13 protein-coding genes are annotated in these 15,673 nt (G+C 73.2%); 9 read left to right on the top strand and 4 right to left on the bottom strand.

Annotated elements, in window-relative coordinates; translation table 11 throughout:
* Window positions 1-88 precede the first annotated feature (88 nt).
* Window positions 89-601 carry a MarR family winged helix-turn-helix transcriptional regulator gene (locus ACF07V_RS13560; RefSeq protein ID WP_392153897.1) on the top strand — a complete coding sequence of 171 codons (513 nt, stop codon included), beginning with the start codon at window positions 89-91 and terminating at the stop codon, window positions 599-601.
* Window positions 602-668: 67 nt separating this feature from the next.
* Here the strand turns inward: ACF07V_RS13560 and ACF07V_RS13555 are convergent, their stop codons facing one another.
* From ACF07V_RS13555 to ACF07V_RS13545, 3 genes are read right to left on the bottom strand one after another with little or no spacing between them, the layout of a single operon-like run.
* Window positions 669-896, bottom strand: a complete 228-nt coding sequence (locus ACF07V_RS13555) for a hypothetical protein (protein WP_392153896.1) — start codon at window positions 894-896, stop codon at window positions 669-671.
* Window positions 897-916: 20 nt separating this feature from the next.
* Window positions 917-3,037: a 4-alpha-glucanotransferase gene (gene malQ, locus ACF07V_RS13550; RefSeq protein ID WP_392153894.1), complete on the bottom strand. Its 2,121-nt coding sequence runs from the start codon at window positions 3,035-3,037 to the stop codon at window positions 917-919.
* 1 nt (window position 3,038) lies between these two features.
* A complete protein-coding gene (locus ACF07V_RS13545; protein ID WP_392153892.1) occupies window positions 3,039-3,239 on the bottom strand; it encodes a hypothetical protein in 201 nt (66 codons plus the stop codon).
* Window positions 3,240-3,474: 235 nt separating this feature from the next.
* Between ACF07V_RS13545 and ACF07V_RS13540 the strand changes: the two genes are divergently transcribed.
* A complete protein-coding gene (locus ACF07V_RS13540; RefSeq protein WP_392153891.1) occupies window positions 3,475-6,573 on the top strand; it encodes a beta-N-acetylglucosaminidase domain-containing protein in 3,099 nt (1,032 codons plus the stop codon).
* 43 nt (window positions 6,574-6,616) lie between these two features.
* On the opposite strand, the gene ACF07V_RS13535 is transcribed toward ACF07V_RS13540, so the two are convergent.
* Entirely contained in the window at window positions 6,617-7,180 is a 564-nt protein-coding gene (locus ACF07V_RS13535; RefSeq protein ID WP_392153889.1) for an HNH endonuclease, read from the bottom strand.
* Window positions 7,181-7,418: 238 nt separating this feature from the next.
* Here ACF07V_RS13535 and ACF07V_RS13530 point away from each other — a divergent pair, with 238 nt between their 5' ends.
* From ACF07V_RS13530 to ACF07V_RS13500, 7 genes are all read left to right on the top strand, one after another.
* The gene (locus ACF07V_RS13530; RefSeq protein WP_392153887.1) at window positions 7,419-8,501 is read left to right on the top strand and encodes a mechanosensitive ion channel family protein; all 1,083 of its coding nucleotides are present in this window, start codon (window positions 7,419-7,421) and stop codon (window positions 8,499-8,501) included.
* Window positions 8,502-8,681: 180 nt separating this feature from the next.
* Complete coding sequence (locus tag ACF07V_RS13525; RefSeq protein ID WP_392153885.1) at window positions 8,682-9,896, top strand: ROK family protein; 1,215 nt, start codon at window positions 8,682-8,684, stop codon at window positions 9,894-9,896.
* Window positions 9,897-9,946: 50 nt separating this feature from the next.
* Complete coding sequence (locus ACF07V_RS13520) at window positions 9,947-11,293, top strand: ABC transporter substrate-binding protein (RefSeq protein ID WP_392153883.1); 1,347 nt, start codon at window positions 9,947-9,949, stop codon at window positions 11,291-11,293.
* Between the two features lie 16 nt (window positions 11,294-11,309).
* Complete coding sequence (locus ACF07V_RS13515; protein WP_392153881.1) at window positions 11,310-12,308, top strand: carbohydrate ABC transporter permease; 999 nt, start codon at window positions 11,310-11,312, stop codon at window positions 12,306-12,308.
* A 3-nt stretch (window positions 12,309-12,311) separates the two neighbouring features.
* Complete coding sequence (locus ACF07V_RS13510; RefSeq protein WP_392153879.1) at window positions 12,312-13,208, top strand: carbohydrate ABC transporter permease; 897 nt, start codon at window positions 12,312-12,314, stop codon at window positions 13,206-13,208.
* 5 nt (window positions 13,209-13,213) lie between these two features.
* Window positions 13,214-14,479, top strand: coding sequence for a 6-phospho-beta-glucosidase (locus ACF07V_RS13505; protein WP_392153877.1), 1,266 nt, complete (start codon window positions 13,214-13,216; stop codon window positions 14,477-14,479).
* Entirely contained in the window at window positions 14,470-15,450 is a 981-nt protein-coding gene (locus ACF07V_RS13500) for an N-acetylglucosamine kinase (protein ID WP_392153876.1), read from the top strand. Before ACF07V_RS13505 ends, ACF07V_RS13500 begins: the two co-directional genes overlap by 10 nt.
* Window positions 15,451-15,673: the final 223 nt, after the last annotated feature.

The raw sequence follows: 15,673 nt of genomic DNA, 5'->3' as shown, positions 1-15,673 counted from the left end.
GGCTTGGCGGTAATTAACTTACCACTAAGCTACTTACTTGCAAGAGGCTTTCTTGCGATCGAGTCATGTGGAAGAGGAGACTGGCGCCATGGAGACGAAGAACCCCGGCCCCGCCCACGACGCCGTCGACGCCATCACCGACCAGTGGGCGGCCGTCCGCCCCGACCTGGACACGGTGCCGATGGCCGTCTTCGGCCGCATCTACCGGCTGGCCAACGCCATGCGGGGCAAGGTGGACAAGGCGTACGCGCCCTACGGCATGGCGCTCGGGGAGTTCGACGTGCTCGCGACCCTGCGCAGGTCAGGAGCGCCGTACACGCTCTCGCCGCGCGAGCTGACCGCCACGCTGATGATCACCACCGGCGGCATGACCGGCCGGCTGGACAAGCTGGAGAAGGCCGGGCTGCTCACCCGCAGCCCCGACCCGAACGACCGGCGCGGACTGCGGGTCACCCTCAGCGAGCGCGGCAAGGAACTGGTGGACCAGGCCGTCGGGGCCGGTCTCGGGGAGCAGCGGGCCGCCCTGCGGTCCGCGCTCACCGCGGAGGAGGCGGACCAGCTGGCCGGGCTGCTCAGGAAGCTGCTCGCCACGACCGTGTGAAGACGCGCGAGGGCGCCGCGCGGTACCTCGTACCGTGCGGCGCCCTCGGCGAAGACCTCTGGGGGGGTTACGCCTTCTTGGACTTGTCGAGCACCATCACCAGGCCGGCGATCACCAGGAACAGCACCAGCGGCGCCGCCACGTACAGGCCGAGGGTCTCGGCGACACTCAGCTTGGGGGCCGGGTCGTCACCGTCGTCGCGGGTGAGCGCGAGCGCGGGGGACGACATGAGCAGCATCATCAGCGTCGTACCGGCCGCGAGCGAGCCGGCGCGCAGAGCGTTCTTCTTGTCCACAGCCCAAAAGTAGCGAACACCTAAACGGGCCGCGCGCCCGGGGGTGCCGTACGGGCGTTCTCCCCTGCGGTACGGGCGTTCTCCCCTGCGGTACGGGCGTGCAGCTCGCGCAGCAGGGCGTGCGCCCGGGGCGAGCCGGCGAGCTCCTCCAGGGTGAGCGGCCGCCCGTCGGGACCGGCGAGCGGCAGCCGCCAGTTCGGGTACTCGTCCCAGGTGCCCGGCAGGTTCTGCGGTCTGCGGTCCCCCACCGTGTCCGGCAGCCACACGCCCACCATCCGGGCCGGGGTGGCGAGCAGGAACCGGTGGACGGCCCTGATCTCGGCCTCCTCGTCGCCGGGACCCTCCGGGAGCAGCCCCGTCCGCTCGAACACGTCCAGCCACTCGGCGGTCTCCGCCGCGTCCGCCGCCCGCTCGCGCTCCAGGTCGCCGGAGAGCAACCCGAGCCGGTGCCGCAGGCCGACGTGCTCCCCGGAGAGCCGGGCCGCGGTGGAGGGCAGGTCGTGGGTGGTGGCGGTGGCGACGCACTCCGCGCGCCACTCCCCCGCCGGCAGCGGGCGGCCGGTCCCCTCCCAGTCCCGCTCGAACCAGAGCACGGAGGTCCCGAACACCCCGCGCCGGGCCAGCTCCTCCCGTACGCCCGGCTCGACCGTGCCGAGGTCCTCGCCGATGACGAGGGCGCCCGCGCGGTGGGCCTCCAGGACGAGGACCGCGAGCATCGCCTCGGCGTCGTACCGGACGTAGGTGCCCTCGGTGGGCTCGCGGCCCTCCGGCACCCACCACAGCCGGAACAGGCCCATCACATGGTCGATGCGCAGCGCGCCCGCGTGGCGGAGGAGTTCGCGCAGGAGTCCGCGGTACGGGGCGTAGCCCGCGGCGGCGAGGGCGTCGGGCCGCCAGGGCGGCAGACCCCAGTCCTGGCCCCGGGAGTTGAAGGCGTCGGGCGGCGCGCCGACCGACATCCCGGCCGCGAAGGCCTCCTGCTGGGCCCAGGCGTCCGAGCCCTCGGGGTGGACGCCGACCGCCAGGTCGTGGACGATCCCGATCCCCATGCCGGCCTCGCGGGCGGCCGCGGCGGCGCCGGCGAGCTGCCGGTCCGTCAGCCAGGCGAGCCGGCAGTGGAAGTCGACCCGGGCGGCCAGGGCGGGATCGGCGCGCACGGCGGTCTCCGCCGCGCGCGGGGTCCGCAGCTCCTCGGGCCAGCTCCGCCAGTGGTGGCCGTGGCGCTCGGCGAGGGCCTGGTAGGTGGCGTGGTCCTCCAGGGCCCGGCCCCGCTCGGCGAGGAAGTCGTGGAAGTCGGCGGCGCGGCCCGGGCCGGGCTCCACGGAGCCGAGCACCAGCTCCAGGGCCCGCCGCTTGAGCTCCCAGACGGCGTCCCGGTCGATCAGGGCGCCCTTGCCGAGGACCTGCTCGCGCAGCTCGGCGGCGTCGGCGAGGATCCGGTCGAGCTCCTCGCGGCGCTCCGGGCCCACCAGGGCGTACTCGGGGATCTCCTCGATCCGCAGATGGACGGGGTCCGGGAAGCGGCGCGAGGACGGGCGATACGGGGAGGGGTCGCTGGGGGCCCCGGGCACGCCCGCGTGGAGCGGGTTGACCTGGACGAACCCTGCGCCGTGCGTGCGGCCGGCCCAGGTGGCGAGTTCCCGCAGGTCGCCGAGGTCGCCCATGCCCCAGGAGCGGGTGGAGAGCAGCGAGTACAGCTGGACGAGAAGTCCGTACGCGCGCCGCCCGGGGCCGGGCACGCGCGCGGGGCTCACGATCAGGGTGCCGGTGGCGGCGCGCCCGTCGGGGGCCTGCGCCTCGACCGTGTGGACGCCGAGCGGAAGTCCGGACCAGTCCCGGCCGGTGACGACGGCACCGTCCTCGGTGGTGACCCGCAGGCGGGTGCCGGGCGGGAGGTCCTCCGGCGGGCGGGCCGGTCCGTCGCCGTGGTGGTGGACCAGGGTCGGGTGCAGCAGGCGCTCCCGGTCGGCCCGTTCGGCCGCGTCGAGGGCGGCGGCGGCGGCCTCCGGGGTGGCCGCGTCGACCCCCAGGGCGGCGAGGACGGCCACCACGGTGGCGTCCGGCACGGGCACGGTGACGCCTTCCGAGGGGCTGTGGGCGGTGGCGACGCCGTGACGGGCGGCGAGACGGGCCAGGGTCACTTCACACTCCGGGGGACTCCGGGCCGCCCGCGCTGCCGGGGGCGGTGGGTTCGCTGGTCAGGGGGGCCGCCACGGCCAGCGGCGGCTCACTGGTGAGGGGTGACGCGTCGGGCAGCGGCGGCTCGCTGGTCAGCGGTTCGCCGGCCGGTGCCGACTGCTGTGGGATGTGTATCCGTCCGAGGTGGCGGGCGGTCGTGGTCACGGGGGTCTCCCGATTCGTCTCGACAGGTGGGACCTGGGCAACGACAGAGCCCTACCCACCGCACCTCGTTTTACCGGCGGATCGTGGCGAAGTGACGTCACCTCGCCGACGGCTCGCCGGGCAAAGCCGACACATCGGCCACGCGCATTGACACCCCCGTGCGACGGGTGGTGGGCTCGTGACCCACTCGTGACCAACCGGCAGAGCCGCCGGGGCATGCCGAAGGGAGACCCGCGTGCACCTCGGGCGCAGGAAGCGCACCGCGACGGCCGTCGCCGCCGCCGTCATCGGCGGCCTCCTCGGCGGCGCGGTGCCGGGCTCGGCACAGGCGGCCCCGACGCCGCTCTCCCCGTCCCCGACGGCACCGGTGACCCCGCTCCCGCCCTCCCCCACGGCCCCCGCCGCGCCGCCGGCGGACACCACGGGCGCCGCGACCACGAAGTCCTCCACCGCGCGCGTGCCCGCCGTCTGGCCGCGCCCCCAGTCGCTGACCGCCACCGGCTCCGCCGTGCGCCTCGGGGACGAGGTCACCCTGCTCGCGGACGCCGACGCCGATCCGTACGCCCTCGCCGCCCTGCGCGAGCTGCTGCGGGCCGCCGGGGTACGGACCGTCCACACCGGCCTGCCGGGCCGGGGCCCGGTCCTGCGGGTCGCCGGGCCCTCCGGCGAGGGCGACGGCTCCGGCTCCGGCTCCGGCTCCGAGGAGGCGCTGGCCGCCCTGCGGGTGCCGGAGCGCCTCGATCTGCCGCGCGGCGGCTACCGGCTCGCGACGGGCCGCTTCCAGGGGCGGGACACCGTCGTCCTGGACGGGGTCGGCGAGGACGGCCTGTTCCACGCGGTCCAGACGCTGCGTCAGCTCCTCGGCGCAGGCCGGGAGATCCCCGGCGTCGTCGTCCGCGACTGGCCCGGCACGGCCGAGCGCGGCATCACGGAGGGCTTCTACGGCCGCCCCTGGACCCTGGAGCAGCGGCTCGCCCAGCTGGACTTCCTGGGCCGGACCAAGCAGAACCGCTATCTGTACGCGCCCGGGGACGATCCGTACCGCCGGGCGCAGTGGCGCGAGCCCTACCCGGCCGCGCAGCAGGACGAGTTCCGGGCGCTCGCCGGGCGGGCCCGCGCCAACCACGTGACGCTCGGCTGGGCCGTGGCGCCCGCCCAGTCCATGTGCCTGGCCTCGGCCGGCGACGTGACGGCGCTGACGCGGAAGCTGGACGCGATGTGGGAGCTGGGGGTGCGCTCCTTCCAGCTCCAGTTCCAGGACTCGTCCTACGACGAGTGGCACTGCGACAAGGACGCCGACGCCTTCGGGCGCGGCCCCGAGGCCGCGGCCACCGCCCACGCGCGCGTGGCGAACGCCGTCGCCGGGCACCTCGCCGAGCGGCACCCGGACGCCGAGCCGCTGACGGTGATGCCGACGGAGTACTACCAGGACGGTGCGACGGCGTACCGCACGAAGCTCGCCGCGGAACTCGACACGGACGTGCGGGTGGCGTGGACGGGCGTCGGCGTCGTGCCGCGCACGATCACCGGCGGCGAACTGGCGGGGGCGCGCCGGGCGCTGGGCGGCCACCCGCTGGTCACCATGGACAACTACCCGGTCAACGACTACGCGCAGGACCGGCTGTTCCTCGGCCCCGCCACCGGCCGTGAGCCGGCCGTGGCCGCCGGTTCCGCCGCCTTCCTCGCGCACGCCATGGAGCAGCCCGCGGCCTCCCGGGTCCCGCTCTTCACCACCGCCGACTACGCCTGGAACCCGAGGGGCTACCGGCCGCGCGAGTCCTGGCAGGCGGCCGTGGACGACCTCGCGGGCCCGGACCCCGCCGCCCGCGAGGCGCTGCGGGCGCTCGCCGGGAACGGCTCCTCGTCGATCCTGGACCCGGCGGCCGAATCGGCCTATCTGAAGCCGCTCCTGACGGCGTTCTGGGCGTCCCGCACGGGCACCGGCGCGGCGGCGCGGGAGAAGGCGGCGCGCGAGCTGCGGGCCGCGTTCACCGTGATGCGCCGGGCCCCCGAGCGGCTCACGGCCACCGCCGACGGCACCTTCGACGACGAGACGGGCCCCTGGCTGGAGCAGCTCTCCCAGTACGGGCGGGCGGGCGAGACGGCGGTCGACATGCTCCTCGCCCAGGCGCGCGGCGACGGCGCTGGGGCCTGGCGGGCCCAGCTGGACCTGGAACGGCAGCGGCAGACCCTGGAGGCGAGCCGGGTGACGGTCGGCTCGGGGGTCCTCGATCCGTTCCTCACGCGCGCGGTGACGGAGTCGTCGGCCTGGACGGGCGCCGACCGGACCCCGGCGGCGCGGGCGGACCGCGCCCCCGGCTCGTACACCGTGCGGCTCGACCGGGCGCGGCCCGTGGAGGCGCTGACCGTGCTCGCCGAGCCGGGCGCGCAGGACCCCCGCGCGCGCGTGGAGGCGTACGTCCCCGGCGAGGGCTGGCGGCCGCTCGGCCCGCTGTCGGCGTCCGGGTGGACGCAGACGGAGCTGAAGGGGCTGAGGGCCGACGCGCTGCGGGTCGTGTGGAGCGGCGACGGTCCGGCGCCCGAGGTGCGTTCGCTCGTGCCGTGGTTCGCGGACGGTCCGCGCGCCGGTCTCGACCTCGCCCGGACCGAGACGGACGCGGAGATCGGCGGCCCGGCGCAGCGGGTGGACGTGGAGTTGACGGGCCGGCGCGCGGGCGGGGTGCGCGGGGCGCTGACGGCGAAGGCCCCGAAGGGCATCACCGTGCGGCTGCCGGAGCAGGCCGTGGTGGAGCGCGGTGCGCGGACCCGTGTCCCGCTGGAGGTGTCGGTGGCGGCGGGCGTGCCGGCCGGTTCGTACCGGGTGCCGGTGTCCTTCGCGGGCGAGGAGCGGGTCCTGACGGTGCGGGCCTTCCCCCGGACGGCGGGCCCGGACCTGGCGCGGACGGCGACGGCCTCCTCCTCGGGCGACGAGACGCCGGACTTCCCGGCCGCCTCGGCGGTGGACGGCGATCCGGCGACCCGCTGGTCCTCCCCGGCGGAGGACGGCGCCTGGCTGCAGGTCGAGCTGCCCGAGCCGGCCCGGATAGGGCAGGTGGTGCTGCACTGGCAGGACGCGTACGCCTCCCGCTACCGGGTGCAGGTCTCCGCCGACGGGCGGGTCTGGCGGACGGCGGCGACCGTCGCGGACGGCAGGGGCGGCCGGGAGTCGGTCCGGATGGACGCGGCGGACACCCGTTTCCTGCGGGTCCAGGGGGAGACGCGGGCGACCCGCTTCGGCTACTCGCTCTGGTCCGTGGAGACCTACGCGGTGGCGCAGGATCCGGCGAAGGCCCCCGAGGGCACGCCGACGGAGCGGCCCGCCCCCGAGGGCTGAACCGCTCCGTGCCGGAAGCCTCCGCGTACGCGAAAGGCCCGGCTCAACCCGTCGTCAGCGCCCTCACGGGGGTGTCTGCGACGGAGTCGATCCGGGCCATGGCGTCCTCGGCGCCGTACGGCTCCAAGTACGGCAGCCAGCGGGGGTCCCGATGTCCGGTCCCGATGATCCGCCAGGCCAGGCCGGTCGGCGGGGCGGGTTGGTGCCGCAGCCGCCAGCCCAGCTCGCGCAGGTGCCGGTCGGCCTTGACGTGGTTGCAGCGGCGGCAGGCCGCCACCACGTTCTCCCAGGCGTGGGTTCCCCCGCGGCTGCGCGGGATGACGTGGTCGACGCTGGTCGCGACGGCCCCGCAGTACGCGCAGCGCCCGCCGTCGCGCGCGAAGAGCGCCCTGCGGGTCAAGGGAACGGGCCCCCGGTAGGGGACCCGCACGAAGCGCTTCAGTCGCACCACACTGGGAGCGGGGAGGACTTGGGTCTCGCTGTGCAGGAAGGCGCCGGATTCCTCGAGGCAGAGAGCCTTGTTCTCCAGTACGAGGACGAGTGCGCGGCGGAGCGGTACGACGCCGAGCGGCTCGTACGACGCGTTGAGGACCAGGACATGCGGCACGGATGCCTCCTATGACGCCGGCGGCGCGTGGCTCGCGCCGGGACGAACTGCTCTCAGTCTCTCCTCATGCCTGGTCGCGGCGCCACCACGTATCGGGATCGGGGTGACAGGCCCGAGGTGTTCTCGACCACATCGGCATCTCTCCTCGGTATGTGCCCAGGTGAGGTCCGTCTCTCCCTCGAACAGGGCTGCGGAAGCATGTCCGACGCCCCGTTAGTGTGGATGGCCTGCGTACGCGATGCCTGGAGGTTGTCCCGTGTCCTGGTCCGCCCTGGCGGCTGCCACCGAACCCGAACCGATGCCGGTGACTCTGGACGAGGCCGCGGAGAAGGCCACGAACGCGGCGAGCTGGGTGGAGGAGAACTGGTCCACCTGGCTGAACACCGGCCTGCGGATCCTGCTCATCCTGGTCGTCGCGCTGCTGCTCCGGATGGCCGTGCGCCGGGCCCTGACGAAGCTGATCGAGCGGATGAACCGCTCGGCGCAGGCGGTGGAGGGGACGGCGCTCGGCGGTCTCCTGGTGAACACCGAGCGGCGGCGGCAGCGCTCGGAGGCGATCGGGTCGGTGCTCCGCTCGGTGGCGTCCTTCCTGATCCTGGGCACGGCCGGGCTGATGATCCTCGGCGCCTTCAAGATCGACCTGGCGCCGCTGCTCGCCTCGGCCGGTGTGGCCGGTGTGGCGATCGGTTTCGGCGCGCGGAACCTGGTGACGGACTTCCTCTCCGGGGTCTTCATGATCCTGGAGGACCAGTACGGCGTGGGCGACTCGGTCGACGCGGGCGTGGCCTCCGGCGAGGTCGTCGAGGTGGGTCTGCGGGTGACCAAGCTGCGCGGGGTGGACGGCGAGATCTGGTACGTGCGCAACGGCGAGATCAAGCGGATAGGGAACCTCAGCCAGGGCTGGGCGACGGCCGGGGTGGACGTCACCGTCCGGCCGACGGAGGACCTGGAGACGGTGCGGGCCGTGATCGTCGAGGCGGGCGACGCCATGGCGAAGGAGGAGCCCTGGAACGAGCGCCTCTGGGGGCCGGTGGAGGTGCTCGGTCTGAGCGAGGTGCTGCTGGACTCGATGACGGTCCGGGTCTCGGTGAAGACGATGCCGGGCAAGAAGCTGGGCGTGGAGCGCGAGCTGCGCTGGCGCATCAAGCGGGGTCTGGACGAGGCCGGGATCCGGATCGTGGGCGGGATTCCGCCGCAGGCGGAGGAGGCGGCGGCGGCCGACCCCACGGCCGGCATGGCGGCCCCGTCGGCGTTCGCGTCGACGACCTCGCCGCAGTCGGCGGCGGCGACCCCGCTGCCGAGGCCGGACCTCTCCAAGTAGCTCTTCACGTCCGCACGCCCCCGCGGGTAACTCTTTGGTTGCCTTCGGGGGTGTGTCGCGTTCCCGGGTATTGACGCCCCGGTGACGGCCGCCTTACCTTCCTCCCAACCAAATAGGAAACTTTCCTAACAGTGCCGTGGGCGGTACTGCAGCCACCGTACGAGGGCAGGTGCGAGTTCCATGGCCGGTACGACTCCGGGAACCCCCGGCACCCCGCGTGTCCTGCGGGCCATGAACGACCGCGCCGCCCTGGACCTGCTCCTGGAGCACGGCCCCCTCTCGCGGACCCGGATCGGCAACCTCACCGGCCTGTCCAAGCCGACCGCCTCCCAGCTGCTCGCCCGCCTCGAAGCGGCCGGGCTCGTCGTCGCCACCGGCACCACCGCGGGCCTGCCCGGACCGAACGCCCAGCTGTACGCGGTCAACGCCCGGGCCGCGTACGCCGCCGGACTCGACGTCGACCAGCACCGCATCCACGCCGCCGTCGCCGACATCACGGGCGAGATCATCGGCGAGTTCGAGCTCCGCACCCCCGGCCGCTCCGCCTCCGGCGTCGTCCGCCAGGTCACCGACGCCCTCGACGGGGCCGTCAAGGCGGCCGGCATCACCCACGAGGAGGTGCGGCGCCTGGTCATCGGCACGCCCGGCGCCTTCGACCCGGCCACCGGACGCCTGCGGTACGCCTCCCACCTGCCCGGCTGGCACTCCCCCACCCTCCTGGAGGAGCTGGCCGCCGCCCTGCCCATGCCGTTCGAGTACGAGAACGACGTCAACCTCGTCGCCGTCGCCGAACAGCGCCTGGGCGCCGCGCGGGGCCACTCCGACTTCGCCCTCCTGTGGAACGAGGGGGGCCTCGGCGCCGCCCTCGTCCTCGGCGGGCGGCTGCACCGCGGCTTCACCGGCGGCGCCGGCGAGCTCGGTTTCCTGCCGGTGCCCGGCACCCCGCTCGTACGGCAGGTCACCAAGGCCAACTCCGGCGGCTTCCAGGAGCTCGCGGGCATCCAGGCCGTGCCCCGGATCGCCCGCGAGGCCGGGATCGACACCCCCGACCACCCGTACGTCCCGGTGGTGAGCGGCCTTCTCGCGCACGCCGCCGAGGCGCACGCCGACGACCCCCGGTACGCGGAGCTGCTCGACCGGTACGCCGAGCGCCTCGCCGTCGGACTCGCCTCCCTCGTGACCGTCCTCGACCCCGAACTGATCGTGCTCTCCGGAGACGCCCTCGTCACCGGCGGCGAACCCCTCCGCGCGCGCGTGCAGTCCGAACTCGCCGACCTCGCCCCCTCCAGGCCACGGCTCGTCCTCTCCGCCGTGCGCCGCAGCCCCGTCCTGCGCGGGGCCCTCGAAAGCGCCCTCGCCACCACGCGCGACGAGGTCTTCGACACCTCGCGCTGACCGTCCCCACCCCTCGCCAGCCCCCGAACCCGCCCCAGGGAGACCCCGCCATGCCCGTACGTCCGCGCAGAACCGCCGCCGCGCTCGCCGCCACCGCCTCGATAGCCCTCTTCGCCTCCGCCTGTACCGGCTCCGCGAACAACACGGCCACCGACGACCCCAAGGCCGAGACCACCATCACCTTCTGGCACGGCTGGTCGGCGCCCGCCGAGGTCAAGGCGATCGAGGACAACGTCGCCCGCTTCGAGAAGGCCCACCCGAACATCAAGGTGAAGGTCGTCGGCAACATCAACGACGACAAGCTGGGCCAGGCGCTGCGCGCGGGCGGGTCGAACGGCCCGGACGTCGTCTCCTCGTTCACGACGGCCAACGTCGGCAAGTTCTGCGCCTCGGGCGCGCTCGCGGACCTCAAGCCCTTCATCGAGAAGGACAAGCTGGACCTGGACAAGACCTTCCCGAAGGTCCTCCAGGAGTACACCCGGTTCGAGGGAAAGCGCTGCTCCCTGCCGCTGCTCTCCGACGCGTACGGGCTCTACTACAACAAGGACGCGTTCAGGAAGGCCGGCCTCGACCCCGAGGCCCCGCCGAAGACCTGGTCCCAGTTCACCGAGGCCGCCAAGAAGCTGACGAAGGCCAAGGGCGACTCGTACGAGCGGGTCGGCTTCATGCCGAACTACCTCGGCTACGAGACCGTCGTCTCGCACTACATGTCGCAGTGGAAGCACGGCGGGTACTTCGGCGCGGACGGGAAGTCGACGGTCGCGAAGGACCCGGCGTTCGCCGAGATGATGACGTACCAGAAGTCCCTGGTGGACGCCCTCGGCGGCTTCGAGAAGCTCGACAAGTACCGCACCACCTTCGGTGACGAGTGGGGCGCCAAGCACCCCTTCCAGACCGGTCAGGTCGCCATGCAGCTGGACGGCGAGTGGCGGCTGAACTTCATCAAGGACGCCAAGGTCGGCTTCGAGGTCGGCGTCGCGCCGCTGCCCGTCGCCGACGACGAGATCGGCGAGTACGGCAAGGGCTACCTCTCCGGCACGATCATGGGCATCGCCCCGCAGAGCAAGAAGCAGAACGCGGCCTGGGAGCTGGTCAAGTACATGACCACGGACACCGAGGCCGTGGTGAACTTCGCGAACGCCATCGGGAACGTCCCGTCCACCTTCGAGGCCCTGAAGTCCCCGAACCTGAAGTTCGACGACCGCTTCAAGACCTTCCTGGACATCGCCCGCCACCCCGCCTCCACCACCTCGGACGGCGCGGTCAACGGCTCCGCCTACCAGGACACCCTCCAGAAGTTCGCCCAGCAGTACGAGAAGGGCCAGGTCACCGACCTGAAGAAGGGCCTCGCGGACACCGCGGCCCAGATCGACCGCGACATCGCCGCGGCGAAGTGACGGCCGGAACCCGCCCATGAGCACGGACACCCTGCCCGCGAAGGAGGCGGCCGCCCCGGCCGCCTCCTCTCCCGGAGGACGCAACACCCTGCGGCACAAGCGCAGGCGCAACGCGCTGCGCACCCTGGCGTTCATGTCGCCCTGGCTGATCGGCTTCGGCGTCTTCTTCGCCTACCCGCTCGTCTCCACCCTGTACTTCTCCTTCATGCGGTACGACGGCCTCAACCCGCCGACCTGGCGGGGCCTGGACAACTGGTCGTACGTCTTCTCGGAGTTCCCGCAGTTCTGGCCGGCCCTGCAGAACACCCTCTGGCTGGCCGTCGTGATGGTCTCCTGCCGGGTGCTCTTCGGCCTCGGCATCGGGATGCTCATCACCAGGATCAAGACGGGGGCCGGCCTCTTCCGCACCCTCTTCTACCTGCCGTACCTGGCCCCGCCGGTGGCGGCCACGCTCGCCTTCGTCTTCCTGCTCAACCCGGGCACCGGGCCGGTCAACTCGCTCCTGGAGGCGGTCGGCGTCCCCGGCCCCTCCTGGTTCAACGACGCGGACTGGTCCAAGCCGGCCCTGACGGTCCTCGCCGTGTGGGGCGTCGGCGACCTCATGGTCATCTTCATGGCCGCCCTGCTCGACGTGCCGAAGGAGCAGTACGAGGCCGCCGAACTCGACGGCGCCTCCCCGTGGCAGCGCTTCCGCTACATCACCCTGCCGAACATCTCGCCGATCGTGCTCTTCGCGGTCGTCACCGGGATCATCGGCGCGATGCAGTACTACACGCAGCCGATCGTGGCCTCCAAGGTCGCCTCGGGCGTGATGGGCGGCTCCGGCGTCACCTTCGTCCCCGGCTACCCGGACGACTCCACGCTCACCCTGCCGCAGCTCGTCTACAGCCTCGGCTTCAGCCAGTTCAACTACGGCGCCGCCTGTGTCGTGGCGCTGGTGCTCTTCGCACTCTCCATGGCCTTCACCGCCCTGCTCATGCGCAGGCGCGGCGGCCTGATCGGCTCGGGTGACTGACACATGACGACCGCAACCGCCCCCGCTCCCTCTCCCGCCCGGACCGTGGCGAGCCCCGCCGCGAAGCGGGCCCGCCGCAAGGCGCTGCTGCACTGGATCGCCGTGCACTCGCTCGGCGTCGCCGCCGCCCTGTTCTTCGTCCTCCCGTTCGTCTTCGTCTTCCTCACCTCCCTGATGAGCGACGAGCAGGCGCTCACCCGGGACCTGACGCCGAACTCCTGGCACTGGGACAACTACCTCAAGGTCCTGCAGACGGACGGCTTCCTCACCTGGTGGAAGAACTCCCTGCTGTACGCGGGGCTCGGCACCGTCCTCGTCGTGGTGTCCTCGATCCCCGTGGCGTACGCGCTCGCGAAGTTCCGCTTCCGCGGCCGGCATCTGTCGCTGCTGCTCGTCATCTCGATGATGATGCTGCCGCCGCAGGTCGTGATCATCCCCATGTACCTGTTCTGGGCCAAGCAGATGGACCTCTCCGGCTCGCTGTGGCCGCTGATCATCCCGATGGCGTTCGGCGACGCCTTCGCCGTCTTCCTGCTGCGCCAGTTCCTGCTGACCATCCCGAACGAGTACGTCGAGGCCGCGCGGATCGACGGCTGCGGCGAATTCCGCACCCTGATCCGGGTCGTGCTCCCGATGGCGAAGCCCGGCATCGCCGCCGTGGCCCTCTTCCAGTTCTTCTACTGCTGGAACGACTACTTCGGGCCGCAGATCTACGCCTCGGAGAACCCGGCCGCCTGGACGCTCAGTTACGGCCTGGAGTCCTTCAAGGGCGCGCACCACACCGACTGGAATCTGACCATGGCCGCGACCGTGCTGGTCATGGCCCCCGTGATCCTCGTGTTCTTCTTCGCGCAGAAGGCGTTCGTCGAGGGAGTCACACTGACCGGAGTGAAGGGCTGAGAGAGATGAAACTCGCTGTCGTGGGGGGCGGGTCCACCTACACCCCCGAACTGATCGACGGATTCGCGCGGCTGCGCGACACCCTGCCCATCACCGAACTCGTCCTCGTCGACCCGGCCGCCGAGCGCCTGGAGCTCGTCGGCGGTCTGGCCCGGCGGATCTTCGCCAAGCAGGACCACGACGGGAAGGTCGTCACCACCACCGACCTCGACGCCGGGGTCGAGGGCGCCGACGCCGTCCTGCTCCAGCTGCGGGTCGGCGGGCAGGCCGCCCGCGAGCAGGACGAGACCTGGCCGCTGGAGTGCGGCTGCGTCGGCCAGGAGACCACCGGCGCCGGCGGCCTCGCCAAGGCGCTGCGCACGGTCCCGGTCGTCCTGGACATCGCCGAGCGGGTCCGGCGCACCAACCCGGACGCCTGGATCATCGACTTCACCAACCCCGTCGGCATCGTCACGCGCGCGCTGCTGCAGGCCGGGCACAAGGCCGTCGGCCTCTGCAACGTCGCCATCGGCTTCCAGCGGAAGTTCGCGAAGCTCCTCGACGTGACCCCGTCCGAGGTGCACCTCGACCACGTCGGCCTCAACCACCTGACCTGGGAGCGGGCCGTACGGATCGGGGGCCCCGAGGGCGAGGACGTGCTGCCCCGGCTGCTCGCCGAGCACGGCGACGCGATCGCCGGCGACCTCCGGCTGCCGCGCCCGGTCCTGGACCGGCTCGGCGTCGTCCCCTCGTACTACCTGCGGTACTTCTACGCGCACGACGAGGTGGTGCGGGAGCTCGGCACGAAGCCCTCGCGGGCCGCCGAGGTCGCGGCGATGGAGCGGGAGCTCCTGGAGATGTACGGGGACCCGGCGCTCGACGAGAAGCCGGAGCTTCTCGCCAAGCGGGGCGGCGCCTTCTACTCGGAGGCGGCCGTGGACCTGGCGGCCTCCCTCCTGGGCGGCGGGGGGTCGCCGTACCAGGTGGTGAACACGTACAACAACGGCACGCTGCCGTTCCTGCCGGACGACGCCGTCATCGAGACGCAGGCGGCGGTCGGCGCCCACGGCGCCACGCCGCTGCCGGTCGCGCCGGTGGACCCGCTGTACGCCGGACTGATCGCGAACGTCACGGCCTACGAGGACCTGGCCCTGGAGGCGGCGCTGCGCGGCGGCCGCGACCGGGTGTTCAAGGCCCTGCTCGCGCACCCGCTGGTCGGGCAGTACGCCTACGCCGACGGGCTCACCGACCGGCTGATCGCGCACAACCGGGAGCACCTCGCGTGGGCGTGAAGCTGAGTGGGGGGCTCCTCGCGATCGACGCGGGGAACAGCAAGACCGACGTCGCGGTGCTCTCCCCGGACGGGACCGTCCTCGGGTCGGCGCGCGGCGGCGGGTTCCAGCCGCCGGTGGTGGGGGTGGAGACGGCGGTCGACGGGCTCGCGGAGATCGTGGGGCGGGCGTGCGCCGAGGCCGGTGTCCCGGTCGAGTTCGCGCATGTCACGGCCTGTCTCGCCAATGCCGACCTGCCGGTGGAGGAGGAGGCCCTCTGGGCCGAGCTGCTCGGCCGGGGCTGGAGCCCGTCCGTACGGGTCCACAACGACACCTTCGCGATCCTGCGGGCCGGGGTCGACGAGCCGCGGGGCGTGGCCGTGGTGTGCGGGGCGGGGATCAACTGCGTCGGGATGACCCCGGACGGGCGGACCGCGCGCTTCCCTGCGATCGGGAAGATCTCCGGGGACTGGGGCGGGGGCGGCGGGCTCGCCGACGAGGCGCTGTGGTTCGCGGCGCGCGCCGAGGACGGGCGGGGCCTGCCCACCGCCCTCGCCGACGCGCTGCCCGCGCACTTCGGCCTGGACTCGATGTCCGCGCTGATCGAGGCGCTGCACCTGGGCCGGATCCCGATGGGGCGGCGGCTCGAACTGACGCCGGTGCTCTTCCGCGTCGCGTCCCAGGGGGACCCGATGGCGGAGTCGCTCGTGGACCGGCTCGCCGACGAGGTCGTCGCCATGGCGGCGGTCGCGCTCCGGCGCCTCGGCCTCCACCGCGAGGAGGCCCCGGTGATGCTGGGCGGCAGCGTGCTCGCCGCCCGCCACCCGCGCCTTGAGGCGCGGATCCGTGAACTCCTGGCCGCGCGGGCGCCGAAGGCCGTGATCGGCTTCGTGACCGCGCCGCCGGTCCTCGGGGCGGGGCTGCTCGCCCTGGACGCGGTGGCCGCGGGTCCGCAGGCCGCGGCCCGGCTGCGGGAGCGGTACGAGGCCTGAGGGGGGTGGACGCGGGGCGTCCCGTCGTGACGACGGGGCGCCCCGCACGCATGTTCACCTGTTCGAGCGATGGCCGATACGGAACCGATTCCGGCCGAGCGGCGTATTCAAGGTGAGGGGGTTCACCTGCGGACGCGTGGGAGGCATGGGGCACGATAGGCACAAGATCCAGTCAATCCCGGTGTGCGGAGGGCCCCCTGAGGCCATACTGCTGGCCGGGTGG

The sequence above is a fragment of the Streptomyces sp. NPDC015661 genome, from assembly GCF_043077765.1.
Classification (GTDB): domain Bacteria; phylum Actinomycetota; class Actinomycetes; order Streptomycetales; family Streptomycetaceae; genus Streptomyces.
This window is presented reverse-complemented; position numbering and strand designations above follow the sequence as displayed.